The following is a 17,112-nucleotide window of genomic DNA, read 5'->3' on the forward strand; positions in this document are numbered from 1 at the left end:
GCCCCTTCGAATCTTCACGTCGAAGCGGGGGTGCTTTGGAAGCATTTAGTATGGCAAGCGCCAACAGCTATCCCTTGCGAACGCGTTCAATGATTTCTCGTTTTTTGTTCTCCTGTTTCGCACGTTTTTTCTTATCCGTGCCGGCCGGGTACCAACCGACCGACTCGTACACCTGTTGCATCAACTCAGCAAGTTTCGCGCGACTGGGATCAGTCGCTTCCCATGAAGCTGCGACGTCGGCGTAGGAGTTTAATAAACCGACCAGCAGTGCATACCGATCTTTAGGTACCGGGGCTACCAGATTCCCCAGTGCAGCAAGCTCGGAATCCAGCCGGAACAGGTGTTTGCCAGACTCGGACAGCGCATCGAATGCCGCCTGCTCTCTGGCTTTGCGCTCCGCTGCGGCGTCAGCTCGCGCCTGCGCAGCGGCTTTTTCTTCAGCTTCGTGCTGCCGTTCTGCAGCCTCTTCCCGCATTTGCGCTTCTTTTCGTGCATTGATCTCTGCAAGGCGCTCAGCCTGAGCCTGTTCTCGCGTCTGACGCCACTGCAAAATCTCATCATTCTTCAACGCCAGCGGCCAGTCCTCCAGTGACTCATCCTTCTTAAATACTTCAACGAGCAACCAGCCAAAGGGTAGCAAGTCACGTTGAGAGGTCAGCTCAGACCCGGCCAGCCAAAATGTTGTCGCATAATCTTTATACTCATGCGTATGTCGTCCTGTCTTTATCTTTATGCAACGTAAGCCATTCAAGGTGACGGATTCGGCTCCACTATGGCGACCCACCCGAAGCAAAAACAGACGGTTGTCTGCCAGCTTTGCCCTAACCCACGGCAGACTGAGCAATTGATTAACCTGCTGGCCCCAGTCGGGATCCATATAACCCAGACTCTGCAACTGCTTCATCTCCTGCTGCAGTCGCTGCCCGTAAAACTGGTTACAGGCGGAAGCAATTTCCGCTAAGTTAAATTGCATAGCGGGATATTTTTCAGGATTTCCGCAATTGATATTTTCTAACTCAAGCTGGCCGGCGAAGGCGCGGGGCAAAAACCCAGGTACGCATTCCAGCATTTGCGGAATTCCTTTCTGCTCCGCCTTAGCGTCTCTGAGCCGCTCGCCTTCTTTTCTGTCAGACTTTTTAGTGCGATTCAGAGCAAAGTAGATAGCCGTCGAGGCCGGTATCCCGTCCCGAGTATTGGCATCACTCAACTTAACCAGTCGCAAAGGATCCGTTGCGAAGCTACCTTGCAGCAAGCGTTCCTGCAGCTTTTGATTTGCCCTTCGATCGCGCTTAAGGTCCGAATCCAGAGATTCACCATTGTTGAGTCTATCCAGCAAGGCTGTTCGAATAGCTCCTTTCAATCCGCTACCGGGTAAAATCGGGCGTTGCGATGGAGGGTTCCACGCACACCGCTCAATCTGCAGTTTATTCTGGACATAACGACCACCCGCTTCGCGCTGACTGACCTGCCCAACACGGCTTTGATAGTATTTTTCTACCGAGTCTCTGACATAAATAAGATGTTCCGCACCATCTTTAAACCGGGATCGATTGTCATAGAAGAACTGCTGTATCAGCCGCAACATCCGCTCATCGGCGCGTCCATCAAGAAGCTTCAACAACTTAGCGCGTTCTATTTCGGGCAAAGCCCTCATTGCAACCATCGAGTTAAAATGATAAAGAGTTTCATCCTCTATCACATAGTTGGTTGGGTCATAGTCGGCAGCAGTACCCATATGAACCGGTGACAGGGGTGTAATAGCCAGCTTCCAAAGTGCGGTTGTCATTTTTCATCCCCTTGTGACTGCCCGAAATTAACAAGCTTTTCGGGGAGCTGAATGCCAACCCCCGGCGCATAACCCTGATGAACGGTTTCTGGTAATGCCTTTGATAAACGGCCTCGGCCGCCAAGCCCTTGCCCAACAAAATACTGCGCTTTCGGGAAATCCCCGTAGAACACTGCACCCGTGTCGGCAAGCAGTAATGGGTTTTTAAAAGGCTTGCCGGTGAAAACGGCGCGATCCCCATGACGACCAAAACGTGTGAAAGGTTCGTAGAAGCTACTGGCTGCGCAATATCCCATCCCCTGAGGAGCACTGGGTGCTAGCGTCATTTTGGCGTTTGCACCTGCCTGACTCGGTAGCTCTTTATTTTCCAATGCAACGACCGCAAACTTACCGAGACCGATACTCGCGTCTCTACCGAACCCAATTTGCCCAATATCAGTGATCAGTTGTTGTAAAAGATCTGCAGATAAACGCTCAGTAGCGATAAGTATCCAGAGCTCCAGTGGTTGTCCAACGGGATACCAGTATTGTGGGAGGGAAAAGGGTGCAAAATCACTTCCTTGTGTGGTATTGAATAAACGGTCGATGCTGTTGTGCGGTTGCAGATGGGAAATTACCAGGGAGTTGCCAGATGGATCCTTTTCTGTAATAACCTCCTGATCCGCGCGGCAATACGTTAACCAATCTCCAAAGCATTGTTCTATTTCCGCGATAGGCATCCACCGCCTCTTTTTTAACTGTTTGGGATCTGATTCTGCCTCTTGATTAAAACAATGAATCGGTAGTGACGGGCGAGGGACAAACCCCAAGGGGAAAGCATCTGAACATATCAGAAACGGGGAGCCCTCGGTGTAGCCCTCCAGGCAATGTGACAAAGCATCCACACCCTCGCGATTAGCCAGCGCCCAACATAGTTGACCAAAGAAGGTGTCGCCTTTGAGGCTTGTTCCGAAGGCTGATTCCGGCCGGATCGTCAGACAATAGGAGTTCATAGCCATCTCATTCAAAATCAAACTGTCAGCTCAGAAAGCCGTTCCATTAGCGACTCTCCGGCGTACTCCAGCCCCTCGAACTTCAGCTTGCCATAACCTCTGGACCCGGAGCCACCGATGCCGCTCAATTCGAGTAGGCGAAGCCCTATCAGGACATCTTCAATTAAATCCTCTTCATCGTGAACACGGATCGACAGCCGAAAATCGAAGATCGCGCCTGCAGGCACACGCTCCGTATTCCGGGGATTTTCTGCGACGCCTTTGATTCGATCGATCGAGTTCTCCATTTTGATTTCCGTAAGAAGCTCATTCCGACTTTTCATTGATTCGACCCAGGCAGTGTCAAGCTCGCAGTCCCAGAAGGAGAGTCGCGACGGACCGATGCGGGAAACCAAATTTTGGTCAAGCCCAGCCCCTTCCGGTGCCCCCCCGAAAAGCTTTAGGATAGTTTCAGCCTGGGAAAGACTTTCCTGTTCAAGTTCAGTAAGGTGCTTGAAGCTCACCGGCGCACCTTTCGTAACGCCGACCACCCCAGCCCGCCACTCCATCAGACTGCGCATTTTTCCCTTTAAACTGGAACCCGGTACGTAGGGCTGTTGCGTGACAGGATTCTTGATCACGGGATTATCTGTACCACCAATATGCATCTCCGTGTTACCCGCTCCGATATGAAGTCCGGATACCAGTTCAATTTTTCCGGTGACTTGATGTATATGATTGAGTTTCATAGCTGATCCTAACCCTGTTAGCCTTTTGGATTGTGCAGCTTGTAAAAGCCAATAAAGGCTTCAAAAAAAAGTTTAAAATTATGCAAGCTTTTACCGTCAGTCACTTGATCCAGACATCGCGAAATAAAAAGGACAAAGTTATCGTCAACGTTTTTTCGTCCCTGCGCATAGGCGGCTTTTGCCTTGATCATGCGTATGAATGGCAAGCACTCCGCGAATGATTCCGGGGACTGGCGGATCTTTTCATCCCACATTACGACTTCATTGTAAAACTGCCGGACCTGACTGGGTTTATTGCCATTAGTATTTGCGCCGATGACCTTCGCCACCTGCTCCGCTATGGTATCGAACAAATCCGGGTTGAGGGGTTCTCCGGGAGCTGCTGCTAAAACGATGGGTCTGACATCCAGCTCCTCGCGATCACCTTTTCTCCCACCATCTCGGGACGAATTTTCTCTATTCATGTTTTTAATTCTCTCTAGTTTCTGTATTGATAAAGAAGCGTATACAGTGCGACCCGGAATGATCCTCCATGACGTCGAATTGCATCACCGAGTAAACTGCCCAGCTGCATCTGGTAATGCGCATAGCGCTCAGCCGGTATATCCCTGTTTTTCTCCAGCATACGGCGGGTTCTGTAGGCAAAACGGGAATTCCAAAGCGCACTCTCTACCTGCCAATGGTTGTTTTTCAAATCCTCCGACATATCGGCCAGGTGCTGAAGTCCGTATAGATAGCTGGTACTGAGATTCAGATCTTCTTTTACGGCCATCATTTCGGCAGCCAGCTGCAAAAGTTCTTCAAATTCCGACCATCCCAGAGTGAAACCAAAACAGTTGACGCCATCCTTAACAATTTCCCCCTGAAGTTGCCGACTTTTGGCAGCGTCCAGACTTCGCTCTGCATACTCTCCCAATTGGCGAATCGGAAAGCCCGGGCGTGTCATCGAGAGCCCCGCGGATAAATGAATCTCCGGATTGCCCGCCACATAGTGACCGAATTTTAGGCGCAGCTCACCGGCAAGCTTTAAAGTACTGTGCCAGGGTCCGATGAGGAAAAAGTCATCCCCTCCGGCAAAAACGGTATAAGTGCTGGGGTAGTTTTTTTGACAATAAGAAGGTAACCAGATTGAAAAAAATGCGTTCATCTGGCGGGAGAGCGCAGCGAGCTTGGCAAAACTCGGGCTCTCCATCCCACTTTGAAAAATTCGGCCCAGGTTATCTACATCCCCTTTTAGAGTGACAAGGGCTTCCACCCCTTGAAAACTCTCTGAATGCTCTGTTACAGGCTTGCGATCATCACAGGCAATCATCTCCAACGTCTTAAACCCTTTTGGGTCCGTACTAATAGCGTCAGGTGTAAGCTGGTCATAGCGAGAGGCTTCCCATTCGTTCAGAATGCCAACTTTCGGAACATAGCCGTTGATAAAACGGCGCGCATAACCGGCAAATACTGCCTCATCTGCCAATAGAGGAATGGAATAATCCCAGGCTCTGCGTAGCGTGCCGTCGCGAGCGACAGTGCTGAACTGACCACTGGCCTCCTCATTGCCGGTGAATTGGATGTAGTAGTCAAACAGGGGTATCCGCAAGCTATTATGTTTGAGCGTTTCGGAGCTGATCAGCAGCCGCTGGCGGGATGCCAAATAGGATCCAATGGCGATCTGATCTGCAGCCAGATCACTGACCTGGGCGCCCTCCATAGCCCGTTTTGCGGGAGAGACCCCATCGATGGAGCAGACGCCTCGATCCCATTCGAATGAGTCCAGAAAGTCATCGAATATCGCCGGAGGCGCATCGTCTCCACAGAGATCAAACCGTCTGGACTTGGCGAAATGCAGCGACTCAAACAGCTTTTTGGTCAGCCCCGCAAAAGGGCTTTGCTCGTCGTCACGCCCGCGAAGAAAGTCATTACAGGCGGCGGGTATCCAGGCGATGCCGAGACCTGCCTGCCCATAAGTATGTTGCAGGAACCACTGATCAAATACGGTGCGAAGATCCTGCAGCGCAGCGATAACTTCCGGTGTATTCGGCGCCACGATCAAAAATTTGCCGGCGGCATTCCAGATCTGACTAGTGGGCGGTAAGCTAAGCGCCTCGAGGATTCTAAGCCCCGCACATTCGGTCAGCAGAGACACGTAAAAAGAGCGGCCTCGCAGTAACTTGGCGGCTTTCTTCTGGCTCTCACCGCCGGCAGCAAACAGAAAATTCTGAATACCAAACAGATCGCCCTGAACCAGCAACAATTTCTGCTCGTCCCAATCGGGCCTGTGAAATTGACTCAATTGCGCTCTGACCGACGCCAGATCATGATTAAGATCGTGATGATAGCGCCAGATGGCCGTGGCCAGAGCGGCTGTGGTTTTACTGTGATCGTACAAAGAAACTTCCGGGCGGATATTAAACGCAGTGGCTGCCGGAATAGCATGCGTGAAACTCGCCCAGGCAGAGTCAAAATGATCCAGCCATAACGACCAGTTCCGACGATGCGCGTCCGGGATCTGCGCCAAGGACTTCTGGAACACCTCCCACAAGCGCAAATACTCCGCACTGGCCTTATGCTTATCGTCACTCTCGCAGACCGAAGCCGCGACGGGAAAGATGGAGACCGGCGACAAAGGAGCAAGCGGATATCGCCAGTTCAGCTTCTCCCGCCGGTGTTCGTTAGTGGTTTCCAGGCGGATCTGTTCAAATAACGTAAATTGGCGTGCGGTAATGTGGTTTTTACCAGCTCGAGTGGTTTCACTCTTTGATTCTTCCGGATTATTGTATTTTTCAAATTCCTCGCGTTCGAAGCCAGAGGCAACCCGATCTGCCGTAGCGACAACCCACTGTAGAAAACTCTCCGGTTTGTGATGCATCGCCGCGGCATTGACGACGGAATCATCGATATCGCGACTCGTCCAGTCTTTAAATGGAAAAACATCTCCATCCAATAGTTCCGGAAATTGTCGCTCAATCAGCTCCCAGGCCAACGCTGTATAGGCAGCGTGGCGATGACTATACCAAGAACGCCCCCCGGCTTCCTGACGCTTCGCGTATAATTGTAGATGTGTCTGCAAACGCTCTTTGTCAACAGCAATATTGGCGCGCTCGGCGAACTTACCCAGATCGTGCAGATAGGCGGCTAACGCTACCCGGCAGGAAGCTTCCAGAAGTGCTTCAGTAGCCATATGTTTTAGCTCTCCTGATCAAACCACTTATTAACTGGTAGTTTACTTTCACGTTTCAATCTAGAAACCATCCTTGGCAAAAAGTCGCTATCAACTCTCAATCCATGGACGAAAATATATATTGCCTGGCAAAACATTACTGCTCCTGCAAGCTTGCGCCATTCTCTAATAGATTAAATTCGATTGATGCCGGGCCCAGCGTAAGTCGGTATCGTCGAGGACGCTCGTTTCCATCGGAAATAAGGTAAGGTGCAGCGGCAGCGCCCAAGCTAAGCGTGATTTCTCGGTGTAAACGGCTTTTACACGTCGAAAAGTATTCCCCATCCATACCGCGTCGTAGGGACTGGCAGGTTGCATCCGTGTTGGCCAACGGGCCGCGGATCTGTACATATTCCGTCAAAAACCACTCAGCCCATTGCTCGTCCGGAACACCTTTGACAGGCGCCGTTACCGGCCCGAGAAACTCAAGGGTTCGCCGAGCAAAAACACACAACATGGCCAGGCTTGCAGGTTTCAATTTGAAGGTATGCCCCGCTGCCTCTACTTTCTGGGACTGCCGGTCAATGACAAGTCGGGGCGGTGCAAAAGCCCGCCGGGCATTACTAACCGCCTCTGAAAAGCTGGTATTGCCTTCAGGCAGGGTTTCATTTAGTCCGTGTCTTAAGTGGACGATAGGAATTTCAGCCAGCGTCACGGTAGCATCGCGGGTATCAATCAAATTTGAACCTTTCGCAGGGATTACACAACTATAAGGTGTCGGGTAAAAAAAATCCCAGCAGGACTCGTAGGGTTCACTAACCAGCACGTGGGATAGCCGGTCCTGAGGTCGTCCTAGCAGCGAGAGCGCATAGCCGAGATAGAACCCCATGGTCTTGCGGCCGCCGGCAATGGAGACGTGCAATTGATGGCAACTGTCAGCCGTAAGTCTTCTGACCTGCTCTAGTATGAAATCCCCCATGCACTCGGTGTCAGCCTGCGTTCTAATATCATTGAGCTCCGCGCCATCTCGAGTCTTTGGTACCAGAATATCTTCAAGACCCAAAATAATTTCTGGCAACGAGTAATCCCGCCGGAGTCGCTCCAGCCAGCCAGGATTATCACTCAGCAAACTGAGACGCACACGGCGCGCGCCCTCAGTTGTGGTTATTATCTGTACCCTATCCGGTATCCAGTTCTCATCAATTGCCAGAGAATAAAGAGTTTCTGTAATAACCTGAGGCGATAGCCCGGCGACGCAGAGTAATGTACGACTACTGAATTCCGTCACACTTAATTCGCGACTGAAATACGATAGCGGCCTAATCCAAACAACGCGTGCTTGCCCGCATGCACCCACTGCCCCAGCTCAAGGAGTGGATAAATTACAGCCAGAGAATCCCCCCCTAGCTGAAAGACCCCGACGACACCGCCCATCTGCATTTCCGTTTTCTGTCGGGAAGAGCGTCGTTGCCATTCGACCCAACGCAGATTGATATCGCTGGTTTCAATACAATCAGCGGCCTCGAGTACAAGACTGTGATTCCAGCCGACAGACTCTGGATCATGCAATTTTCTCAGTGACGACATCCGCGCCGCTAGACTCCTTACAAACCTGCGGCCACAAAATGTTTTCGGCGTCACCAGACTGCCATTAGCTTTACTGCGATAAGGGGTATTGAGTGATACTTTGATATCCATACTTTGGGCTCGGATATTCCTGACGGGATCGATATTCGGCAATTCATCTTCACCCGCGTGATGATGCATCAACGTCGTTACTTTTCCCGTGGCCACATCAAATTGCCGTACAGCGACAACGTCAAAACGCGCTCTGGCTGGCCCGAGGCCCAGCTGTCCAGCTCGACGCCAGGCCTGAACAATATAGGGCAGGTGGAGAGAAGATTTACCGATCAATGTCATCTCGATAGCGAAGAGTGAGCCTTCTCTGTAAAATCTTTGAAGATTGAATGCATCGATAAGGATTGGCTGCGGAGAGTCACTGGCCTGCCCCGTGAACAACCCAGTTTCAAAGAGTTGTGTGTAAGCACATTGCTGCCTCAGGGGGCAGTTTCCACACTCTTTCTGGCCCGTTATACATACGGTTTGTTTAAGAGCATGACCGAAAACACCACGTAGAGCCGATCCCGAGTAGGCGGACAATGGCATATCATCCAACGTTCGGCCTACAAATTGATATCGAGATACGGCAAGCATCTGGCAATTCCCTCTGAAAATGTTCAGCTGTGATTATTTTTAAATTTCAGTTACAAAATCAATGGCTGCAAGCTTGCACGAAAGCTGGTTTCAGGACAAATGGTTTGGTTTTCGGATGATTATGGGCAATTTCTCATTTCAGTATGTATTTCCAGCCGACTGCTGATCAAAAATTAAACGAATTATTGCGTTGTAACTCTCTCTGGTACGCATTAAATGCTACCTCCAAAGAAAATCGTTGAATGACATCGGGCGAGAGGCCCTGAATATAATAATGAATAAATTTTGAAACTTGCAGAGGTAGTAGGTAGATTTGCCCCGCTATGTTAATAGCGTATGAGTTGTATTTCTAACAGATCTGACAGAATCCCACTTGTCCAATTGAATCCCGTTTGCAACTATTTTTGTTTAGATACTAACAATGTCCTAGGCATCATCGCTTCGTTCCAACGAATGCGAAATTCTACACTATTTGAGGTTGAACATCCGAGCAAGACGCTGCTCGGACTAGTTAACTGTGGTCGCCACAGATGGATAAAGCTAATAAGTTGCTCTTCGAGATCTTGGCACATGTTTCAGCATGGACACGCTTAAGGACGCGAATACTTAATATAATCTTATAAGCTGGTATGGCTTCTGGTCCTGCTCCGGGCCCTGATTGACCAGTCAGTCTGGCAATTGGTTTAGCAGCCGCCGCTGTTCCCGGAGTAATCGTGCGATCTGACGAAGTTGTTTCCGATGCCCTCCCTTAAAACCGCGTGCGGCCGACCGGTGCTTACCCTGATCAGTCCGCGGGCCGGTCGATCTCTCCCAGGGTTTCCACTGCCGAATCCTCTCTGCCTGCCGCGCCCGGTGTTCCGGAGTGCGCTCGTAACTCATACCCCACCCCCTTCGGTTGATAGTTGGTTTGGCGCCTTTTCTTTCTCCCGCGCGCGTGTCGCCGGGTCGACGGTATTATTAACCTGCTGGTGCCCCTGCGCGATATTGGCTTGCTGAGCAAAAACAACGGGTGGATTTTTGATTGCAGAAAGCGCTTCCAGGGTTGCGCGACTCTGGGACTGAGCTCGTAGTGCCAGTTTCATATAGCTCTCCATAACGCATAGTTGTTCCGCGCTGAAGGCCCGAGCGATCAGCTGTGAAAATACCGATTGCAATGCAACGGCTTGATTGGCGAGCATGGCCTCCGCCTGCCTCATATCGCCGTTCTGGACAGCCTCCGCTTGCCGTTGCAACTCCTTGAACAAGGCGGGCACATCCAGCTCGCCATTGAGCGGTGAGTTTGATTCCGCCGCGTCAATGACACGGTAACACGCCAGCTCAGGCGACGTCGCGGTGCGGGCAACGTTTGCGCGGGTCTGGTCTGGAGTTTCTCCGAGCAGAAGGGGGATGGATTTTCGTGGCGCCAGAACATCACTCACGCAATTGTTTTCTGTTTCCATCACTTCACCTCCAAAGGCTCATTCGCTACCGTCCAAAGATTTGATAAGCAAGCCATACTACATTCATCCAAAACCCCAAATAGCCTTGCTGGCGCACCTAAATTCCCTAATTTGCTCGCTCGATGGCTTTAGGGAAATTAGGTTAACCATTCAATCGTATTACGGACTTTTATCGTCGTTTTGCATTATGATTTTCGGATTTATCAAGTAAGTATATGCAGGTTTGGTTCCTCCTCCAGCTCGATTTTCCTTCTCCCGCAGATAACCAAGATCTACCAACAGCCTGATGGCCTCCTTCACCATTTTACTGTCCGTCAATCCAGACCAGCCGCTCTGATAGATCTGAGCCGGTTTGAAATTATCCTGAATTTTTCCATTCAGTATTTTCTGTAAAATCAATCGTGCACTGTCCTGTACCATATTGGCGCTCGCTTGGTAAACCCGGCGAGCATGGGTTTCTAAGTATTTGGACCACCGTGTTGCAAGGTTGAGATCTTCTATCGTAATGTGATCGTGCCCATTTACCACTGCAAATATCGCAGAGAGAGAGCACCAGTTTTCGATATTTTGCAAAATGTGATTCGAGAGCGGGCGCCCAATCCCCTTGCCGCAGATAATGCTCAAGTTTAGCTCTCCACTCATCAAAACTATCTTGTGCTGCTGGATCAAACCGCATCTCCTTTGCGATCAAGCAGCCATGTTCGTCCAACTCCTCGGGCATAGCCGCAATTTTTTCGAACAGCTTATAAACCTTTTCCTCTGCTATCTCATTGGGGTGCCGATCCACATTTTCCCACTTCGAGCAAACATCCGGGTATGCCATCAGACCAAACCTCTGCATTAAGCCGTCATCACCTTTACCTCCAGATTCAGCATCTCGCACATATGATTTCAGCTTGCCAGGCTGTATTCCGCCCAGAACGCTCAACGCTACGGCTGGAATGTGCAGATACTTGCCCCGGCCGATTCGATCGAAGGTAAACGGCTTGTCGCCATCATTTCCCTGCAAATAAAATGATCTGGAACCCTCCTGCCCTTTCGCATCCAGACCCTGTAACAATCCATGTAGCTCATCCCGATAGGCAAGCACACCGCAAGGATTTTCGATGGAAATTTCCCCCAATGCCTCTACGGTTGCATCGGTAACCATATAGCGCCGCATGACCGGGATCAAATTGTCCTTTGCTTCGATAAACCTGCTGAACTCTGCTTCAGCGGCCTTTTTATCGCCCTTTTTTAGCTGCATTTTTACAGATTTCTCCGCTTCCTTGAGTTCGAGTTCATACATCATCTGTGCGACCTTATGGCTTTTAACAGCCTGCTCATACTCTTTATTCGCATTAGTCTGGAGCCGTGTGAGCAGTTTCAGTACGGCACCTATCGCCGGGGATTTCATCACTCCGGGCCTGCCGATAATCATCCCCCATAGAATGGGGTGGACTCGCCAATTATCGCAACGTTTTGGCAGGACAACGATTTTTTTACCTGACAACGAAGATAGGATCGTCAACAACGGAATAGCCACGAAATCCGGCGGGCACTGCATGCGTTCAGAAATATCCTGAACGAAAATGCGCAGATCAGGGGGTAGCAAATCAAAGTCAAACGGTAGGACAGGCGGAAGACCGGTGTTGAGAGGTATCGGATCCCCCCATTCGGAGCCGTTATTATCAACGACACATTGCACAGTCCTTGGAATATCGTCATACCTCTCCTTCCAACGTGCAGACGTTTTGTCGGTCTGGCTATTGTTCATTAGCTCACGTAATGTGTTTACGACCGCGCCGGGAAGCATCCCCTGCTTAATATACTTGCCTGCAAGACGGAGTAAAGAATCATGAAGAGCGATGCCGGAGAGGATATTACTGACCAAGTCCTGTGGCTCTGGGGGTGCGCTGGGCTCTTCAAGCCAATCGACCTGAGCTTTCAGCTTTTCAATGAGAATCGGAGGTGCGAGAGGCAGCTCGTCATAAGGTGGCAACTCATCATCACGTAAATTCTTGTGGGGCTTAATGTGCATCAGCTGATTCCCCCGCTTTACGTCTACACCCGGCCAACAGCCATCTCGAGAATGACGTAACTCCGTTTTATCATTCGTTCTGAACAGCCAATGTAGTGAGGTGCCCTCCCTATTTTCCTGAACGGGTGCTTCCAACTCTATTCCAAGAATCGCTTCAAGCTCCGCCAAGGAAACTACACCTTCTTTATAACCATCATAATCGACAAGAATTACATCCTCCAACACTATCCCGACCGCACTCGCATTTTCATAGTCCAGCATGTCCAGATAAGTCTGATGATTTTTAAATGGTTTCGCGGCATTTCCTGGATAGACGGGCACGACTCGATAACCTATCTCGTGCAACATAGTGACAGTGTCCTGTACCCATTCAGCAGGAGCCAGCTCCACTCCGGCAGCCTGGTTATTTTTTGTGCTTAAATTAATCTTGGAATTGAGTTGAGCCGTTCTTTTCGGGGCGGCATCTTTTTTCATTGTTCCACCCCCCAGCCATCGGATACTCCTCTCCTAGCGATCTGAACGTCGAACCAATCATCTATGTCCTCTTCAAGACAGCCGACGGCTCGCCCAGATAACCTGATAGGTTTCGGAAAGACACCCTCCTTCATCTTTTTATAGATGGTGGGACGCGTCAGGCCCGTGCGGTCCTGAACTTCGGGAAGTCTCAATACTTTTTTAGCCATGTCTGGATATCTCCGGATATGTTGATGGACATGGCTGGAGATGTTAGGCGCCAACATTTCGATTCTTGGATCGTAGTTAGTACCTATTTTTCAGGTATTAACTACTTTCAGAGTTCCGGGCCCGACCGCTTCGTTTCTGCAATAAGATCGCGCCAGGTAGCCGGGCTGTACTTGAGCCCACAGGCATCGGCCACGATTTTAATCATTTTGATGGCGGTAGAGAGGTAGACCGATTCCCCGGGGTCTTCAGGATTCAACGTGATGTCGACCAATTTTTCGTACTGACGATAGGTGCCCGACGGAGAAATGCCATAGTCCATCATTACCCTTAACGCTCGCAGCGCAAACTCCCGGGCAGCATGTCGTTTGCGGCCGTCGAGCCGCTGTCTGGCGGGAACTGCAGATTTGCTGGACGAATCCCCGGGCAGCGCCTTAATAAAAGCAGTAAGTCTGTCATCCAGCTCGCCGACATCCGCTGACTGGGGTAATAGCCTTAACACCTCGTCGGACATATTCCTCAGGCCATGCTGCGCTGCCGAAAGGCGTGTCGCGAGATCCTCGCATTCGGCCAAAATTTCACTTCTGGTCAATTCATTGTCGATATCGAGGAGCTCACTGTGAAAATCAAGGCCGTGTGCGAGCAGCAATTGAACGAATTCCTCTGGGGGCGTTATCAGACCATGGAGCTCATAGGGCCCAGCAATAGGATATAAATTCAAGAGCTGTGTATGTATTTCATCTGAAAACTCGAAGATCGCACCGGTTGGCCGATTTCCGCGATATGGGGGTTTAGTGAATGCCATTCAGAACACGCTCGTCGGAATGTAAAGTATCACAGGGTTGCTTGAGGAAACTGAAATGGGGGACCAGCTGGGGGGCCGAGATCACACTACAAATCTATGTGATTGTTTTTATTATATTTTTTTACGGAATATGGCGGAGAGGGAGGGATTCGAACCCTCGATACGTTGCCGTATACACACTTTCCAGGCGTGCTCCTTCGACCACTCGGACACCTCTCCGCAGAGGTAACGAACAGCCAGAGAAAGCCGCCCGTTTAGCGAGGGCGGTACTCTACACAAAGCCTTGCCCAAAGGCAATGTTCCTGCCGTAGCTTTTTGAAATTCCTCAACAATTAACCGCCATCCCGATTAAATCTTAACCATTCCAAGACGACACAAACTGAGACGGATCGACATCTGCCACCGCGCGAAAAGGCACCTGGGGCTTACCCAGATAGATAAAGCCAATGATGGCTTCCGATACGCTTAAACCAAGTCCCTTTTTGACAACCTCATGTTCTGCCATGGCGCCGGTACGCCAATAGGCGCCAATTCCCATATCATAGGCAGCATTGATCATATTTTGCACAGCGCACCCCACAGTTATCCGCTGCTCCCACTCAGGGACTTTAGGGTGTTCACTGTAATTGAGAATCGCGACAATGATTAACGGTGCACGCATCGGTTTGTGCCGCAGCTTATCGGCATCCGCTTCCGAAAAGCCCGGATCATCCGAGCGAGCGGCATCGACAAACAAGTTTCCAAGAGCCTGACGGGCCTCCCCCTCAATTTCAAGGAAACGCCAGGGTTTCAAAGACTTATGGTCAGCAGCACGAACGGCAGCCTTATACATCCATTGACGCTGCTCGCTATCCGGCGCTGGCTCAGCCACTCGCCCACAAGACACACGGTTTAAAAGGAGATCCAACCCTTCCATACTACTCGCCTCCCCTTTGGGCTTTTGTTAAATTCATAGTGTTGCCGAGTTCAAGCGTGAATTCGCGAACTTTGCATTTTTGTCTCATACTCTTTTTAACCTCTCAAGTGTTTGATTTTCTTGAGTACCTGTAATGGCTTTATGTTACCAAGCGCAGTGATAACGCAACAGCGCAAGCGACACTTACGTTTGGAGAAAATAGATAATGCTACCCGACAATTGGCTTCTCTATGGTGCCTTTGAGATCGTCGCGATACTCACTCTTGCCACCGTTCTTTTATTGATCTATACGCGCAAACTCAAAGGACTGACCGTCCGCCTGCAAAACAAAGCCAAAAAGATGTTGCAGGAACTCAAACAGGAAAGAGACCACAACCTAGAGTTGAAGAATGCCATTTCGGATTCCTACGACTCCAATCTCGATTCTAAGCTGGCAGAAACATTGGACTTTCATGCAAGCCAATCGCCGGACTGTGATATATCACAGGATCTCAGCTTGGAATCCCCTATGCCCAGACGCGTCGCCTCATTACGTCACGCGATGCTAATGACGGAAAAGGAAGCCTACGCCGAAGGCAACGCCCACGACAGCAATTGGTCTGTGCTGCAAGCCAAACTAGGCCACATCATGACCTTCCTGCAGCAGGATGCCGAAGAGTTTTTTAAGAAAAGCCTGCCGCACAAATCTGAGCCCGCCCAAACGGATGATCAGCTGGAAGAATTAAAAGCGCAACTGGCAACCAGCCATCAACACATCGACAATCTCGAGCATTTTCGTGAGATGTTTTTTAATCTTGAAGAACACTGGGCCACGATGGAAAAAGAACTGGCATCCTGTCAACAGAAGATGGCCGAGGAGCTCGCAGCCGCCAATTTAGAGCCCAACGAACACTATCGAAATGCCTTAGAACAGCAGCAGCGTATTATTACGGCCTTCGGTGAACAAATGCAGTCGCCTAATCGTGCTGCGGACACCGGCGTCACTCGGGTTGTCGACGTTGATCGCAAAGCCAGCGCCGATAATTCGGACGAGCTTAGCCAGATGAAGCAGCTCACGGCAAACCAGCACCTATTGATCAACGAGCTTCAGCAGCGTCTTGCCCATGCCTACTCTTCGGAGGAAAAGCAAGACGTCATTGATGAAATGCAACAACAGCTGCAGAAACAGCTGGCCTTTATTCAGGAGACCGAATCCTGTATCGAACAGTTGGAAAATGAACTCCAGCAGGCCAACAATCACATTGACCAGATGCAAACGGACATGAACAGCATGACCGAACGTCAGCATCGCGCCGCGAAGCTATTGCGACAGGCCGAACAGATGCAAAAACGCTGGGACGAAATGGAGACGTCTCTGAAGATGCTGGAATCGGAAAACGATCAACTGGCGAGCCAGCTCGAAGCGTCCATGGCAAACCCTGGTGGCGACAGCAGTGAACTGGAAATGCAGCTACATGCCATGGAAGAAAAATACACCCAAATGGAAACCAAATATTTGGAGTTGCGGGCAAAAAACGGCTAGTACCATCGTCAAACTTACTGTCGAATCAACCTCAATGACGACGGCAGCTCCCCCTTATGACTGCTGCGAAACGGATTGATATCCAGCCCGCCTCTGCGGGTATACCGCGCATAGACAGCCAGACGCTCTGGTCGGCACCTATCCCAAATATCCATAAACATCCGCTCAACGCAATGTTCGTGATAGTCCTGATGTTCGCGGAAAGAAACGATGTAGGCCAGCAATCCCTTGTGATCGATCGGCGCACCGCGATAACGAATTTGCACACTGGCCCAGTCCGGCTGCCCGGTAACGGGACAATTGGTCTTTAGCAAATCGCTGAACAATTGCTCTTCCACATGAGCGTCGGCATCTCGAAGTGTCAACAAGCTCGGCTGCGGCGTGTAATGCTCAATCACCACAGACTGATCATCAATACAGGTTCCTTCAAATCCCTCCAGATTTTCTGCTTGCATCGTCGACAGCAACTGCAGCATCACCCCTGTCCGCTGCCCCGTCGCGTTGGTCAAATCTGCTTTGAGTGTTTCGGTTACTTCACTGACAGAACCAAATCGGGTCTGATTAAACGAATTCAGATAGAGCTTAAACGACTTAGACTCGACAATATTCGGACTTGAAGACGGCACATAAAATTCTGCCAAGGCGACCTGTGGCAATCCACGAGGATTAAGCCAGCTGATCTCAAACGCCGTCCAGATATCGACGCCGTGAAAGGATACCTCATCGCCCAATGGCAGATTCTTTCTCGCTTCATGGCGGGGTATCGGAAACAGCAAGCTGGCATCGTAGTCGGTCTTGTAAAGCGTGGGCTGCCCCAGGGGATTACTGTGTAACAATGAATCGTCAGACATAGATCTT

Annotated in this window: 15 protein-coding genes and 1 tRNA gene; 1 reads left to right on the forward strand and 15 read right to left on the reverse strand. The window is 50.4% G+C overall.

Translation table 11 applies throughout. The features are described from left to right. Window positions 1-67: 67 nt before the first annotated feature. The 14 genes from ACXAFR_RS12085 to ACXAFR_RS12150 all read right to left on the reverse strand — a co-directional run bounded on the left by ACXAFR_RS12085 (window position 68) and on the right by ACXAFR_RS12150 (window position 14,732). Window positions 68-1,786, reverse strand: coding sequence for an RAMP superfamily CRISPR-associated protein (locus ACXAFR_RS12085; protein WP_475177161.1), 1,719 nt, complete (start codon window positions 1,784-1,786; stop codon window positions 68-70). After that, window positions 1,783-2,778: a type III-A CRISPR-associated RAMP protein Csm4 gene (csm4, locus tag ACXAFR_RS12090; RefSeq protein ID WP_475177163.1), complete on the reverse strand. Its 996-nt coding sequence runs from the start codon at window positions 2,776-2,778 to the stop codon at window positions 1,783-1,785. Before csm4 ends, ACXAFR_RS12085 begins: the two co-directional genes overlap by 4 nt. Window positions 2,779-2,795: 17 nt before the next feature. Next, complete coding sequence (gene csm3 / locus ACXAFR_RS12095) at window positions 2,796-3,506, reverse strand: type III-A CRISPR-associated RAMP protein Csm3 (RefSeq protein WP_475177165.1); 711 nt, start codon at window positions 3,504-3,506, stop codon at window positions 2,796-2,798. Window positions 3,507-3,523: 17 nt separating this feature from the next. After that, entirely contained in the window at window positions 3,524-3,970 is a 447-nt protein-coding gene (csm2, locus tag ACXAFR_RS12100) for a type III-A CRISPR-associated protein Csm2 (protein ID WP_475177168.1), read from the reverse strand. Between the two features lie 14 nt (window positions 3,971-3,984). Continuing rightward, window positions 3,985-6,678 carry a type III-A CRISPR-associated protein Cas10/Csm1 gene (gene cas10 / locus ACXAFR_RS12105; protein WP_475177170.1) on the reverse strand — a complete coding sequence of 898 codons (2,694 nt, stop codon included), beginning with the start codon at window positions 6,676-6,678 and terminating at the stop codon, window positions 3,985-3,987. A gap of 136 nt (window positions 6,679-6,814) precedes the next feature. Then, window positions 6,815-7,945 carry a CRISPR-associated ring nuclease Csm6 gene (csm6, locus tag ACXAFR_RS12110; RefSeq protein ID WP_475177173.1) on the reverse strand — a complete coding sequence of 377 codons (1,131 nt, stop codon included), beginning with the start codon at window positions 7,943-7,945 and terminating at the stop codon, window positions 6,815-6,817. A gap of 2 nt (window positions 7,946-7,947) precedes the next feature. Beyond that, window positions 7,948-8,871 (reverse strand): CRISPR system precrRNA processing endoribonuclease RAMP protein Cas6, encoded by a 924-nt coding sequence (cas6, locus tag ACXAFR_RS12115; RefSeq protein ID WP_475177176.1) that lies wholly within the window; start codon window positions 8,869-8,871, stop codon window positions 7,948-7,950. A 666-nt stretch (window positions 8,872-9,537) separates the two neighbouring features. After that, window positions 9,538-9,750: a hypothetical protein gene (locus tag ACXAFR_RS12120; protein WP_475177178.1), complete on the reverse strand. Its 213-nt coding sequence runs from the start codon at window positions 9,748-9,750 to the stop codon at window positions 9,538-9,540. Beyond that, window positions 9,747-10,310 (reverse strand): hypothetical protein, encoded by a 564-nt coding sequence (locus ACXAFR_RS12125; RefSeq protein WP_475177179.1) that lies wholly within the window; start codon window positions 10,308-10,310, stop codon window positions 9,747-9,749. The genes ACXAFR_RS12120 and ACXAFR_RS12125 overlap by 4 nt, the downstream gene beginning before the upstream one ends. A gap of 358 nt (window positions 10,311-10,668) precedes the next feature. Further along, a complete protein-coding gene (locus tag ACXAFR_RS12130; RefSeq protein ID WP_475177181.1) occupies window positions 10,669-12,804 on the reverse strand; it encodes a DUF3987 domain-containing protein in 2,136 nt (711 codons plus the stop codon). Next, on the reverse strand, window positions 12,801-13,013 hold the full coding sequence (locus tag ACXAFR_RS12135; RefSeq protein WP_475177184.1) for a helix-turn-helix transcriptional regulator: 213 nt from the start codon (window positions 13,011-13,013) through the stop codon (window positions 12,801-12,803). The genes ACXAFR_RS12130 and ACXAFR_RS12135 overlap by 4 nt, the downstream gene beginning before the upstream one ends. A gap of 107 nt (window positions 13,014-13,120) precedes the next feature. Next, window positions 13,121-13,816 (reverse strand): hypothetical protein, encoded by a 696-nt coding sequence (locus tag ACXAFR_RS12140; protein WP_475177186.1) that lies wholly within the window; start codon window positions 13,814-13,816, stop codon window positions 13,121-13,123. A 131-nt stretch (window positions 13,817-13,947) separates the two neighbouring features. Further along, window positions 13,948-14,035: transfer RNA gene (locus ACXAFR_RS12145), tRNA-Ser, on the reverse strand. 136 nt (window positions 14,036-14,171) lie between these two features. Then, the gene (locus ACXAFR_RS12150; protein ID WP_475177189.1) at window positions 14,172-14,732 is read right to left on the reverse strand and encodes a nitroreductase family protein; all 561 of its coding nucleotides are present in this window, start codon (window positions 14,730-14,732) and stop codon (window positions 14,172-14,174) included. A gap of 205 nt (window positions 14,733-14,937) precedes the next feature. Between ACXAFR_RS12150 and ACXAFR_RS12155 the strand changes: the two genes are divergently transcribed. Continuing rightward, entirely contained in the window at window positions 14,938-16,254 is a 1,317-nt protein-coding gene (locus tag ACXAFR_RS12155) for a hypothetical protein (protein WP_475177191.1), read from the forward strand. Window positions 16,255-16,268: 14 nt separating this feature from the next. On the opposite strand, the gene queF is transcribed toward ACXAFR_RS12155, so the two are convergent. Continuing rightward, window positions 16,269-17,105: an NADPH-dependent 7-cyano-7-deazaguanine reductase QueF gene (gene queF / locus ACXAFR_RS12160; RefSeq protein WP_475177195.1), complete on the reverse strand. Its 837-nt coding sequence runs from the start codon at window positions 17,103-17,105 to the stop codon at window positions 16,269-16,271. Window positions 17,106-17,112: the final 7 nt, after the last annotated feature.

Source organism: Pseudomaricurvus sp. ABR4_320 (assembly GCF_056159445.1).

What these genes read in the sequence shown, in the direction of transcription:
- ACXAFR_RS12150 (WP_475177189.1), bottom strand. Translation starts at nt 14,732, where the DNA reads ATGGAAGGGTTGGATCTCCTTTTAAACCGTGTGTCTTGTGGGCGAGTG.
- ACXAFR_RS12120 (WP_475177178.1), bottom strand. Translation starts at nt 9,750, where the DNA reads ATGAGTTACGAGCGCACTCCGGAACACCGGGCGCGGCAGGCAGAGAGG.
- csm2 (WP_475177168.1), bottom strand. Translation starts at nt 3,970, where the DNA reads ATGAATAGAGAAAATTCGTCCCGAGATGGTGGGAGAAAAGGTGATCGC.
- ACXAFR_RS12140 (WP_475177186.1), bottom strand. Translation starts at nt 13,816, where the DNA reads ATGGCATTCACTAAACCCCCATATCGCGGAAATCGGCCAACCGGTGCG.
- ACXAFR_RS12125 (WP_475177179.1), bottom strand. Translation starts at nt 10,310, where the DNA reads ATGGAAACAGAAAACAATTGCGTGAGTGATGTTCTGGCGCCACGAAAA.
- ACXAFR_RS12085 (WP_475177161.1), bottom strand. Translation starts at nt 1,786, where the DNA reads ATGACAACCGCACTTTGGAAGCTGGCTATTACACCCCTGTCACCGGTT.
- ACXAFR_RS12135 (WP_475177184.1), bottom strand. Translation starts at nt 13,013, where the DNA reads ATGGCTAAAAAAGTATTGAGACTTCCCGAAGTTCAGGACCGCACGGGC.
- queF (WP_475177195.1), bottom strand. Translation starts at nt 17,105, where the DNA reads ATGTCTGACGATTCATTGTTACACAGTAATCCCCTGGGGCAGCCCACG.
- csm3 (WP_475177165.1), bottom strand. Translation starts at nt 3,506, where the DNA reads ATGAAACTCAATCATATACATCAAGTCACCGGAAAAATTGAACTGGTA.
- ACXAFR_RS12130 (WP_475177181.1), bottom strand. Translation starts at nt 12,804, where the DNA reads ATGAAAAAAGATGCCGCCCCGAAAAGAACGGCTCAACTCAATTCCAAG.
- ACXAFR_RS12155 (WP_475177191.1), top strand. Translation starts at nt 14,938, where the DNA reads ATGCTACCCGACAATTGGCTTCTCTATGGTGCCTTTGAGATCGTCGCG.
- cas10 (WP_475177170.1), bottom strand. Translation starts at nt 6,678, where the DNA reads ATGGCTACTGAAGCACTTCTGGAAGCTTCCTGCCGGGTAGCGTTAGCC.
- csm4 (WP_475177163.1), bottom strand. Translation starts at nt 2,778, where the DNA reads ATGAACTCCTATTGTCTGACGATCCGGCCGGAATCAGCCTTCGGAACA.
- cas6 (WP_475177176.1), bottom strand. Translation starts at nt 8,871, where the DNA reads ATGCTTGCCGTATCTCGATATCAATTTGTAGGCCGAACGTTGGATGAT.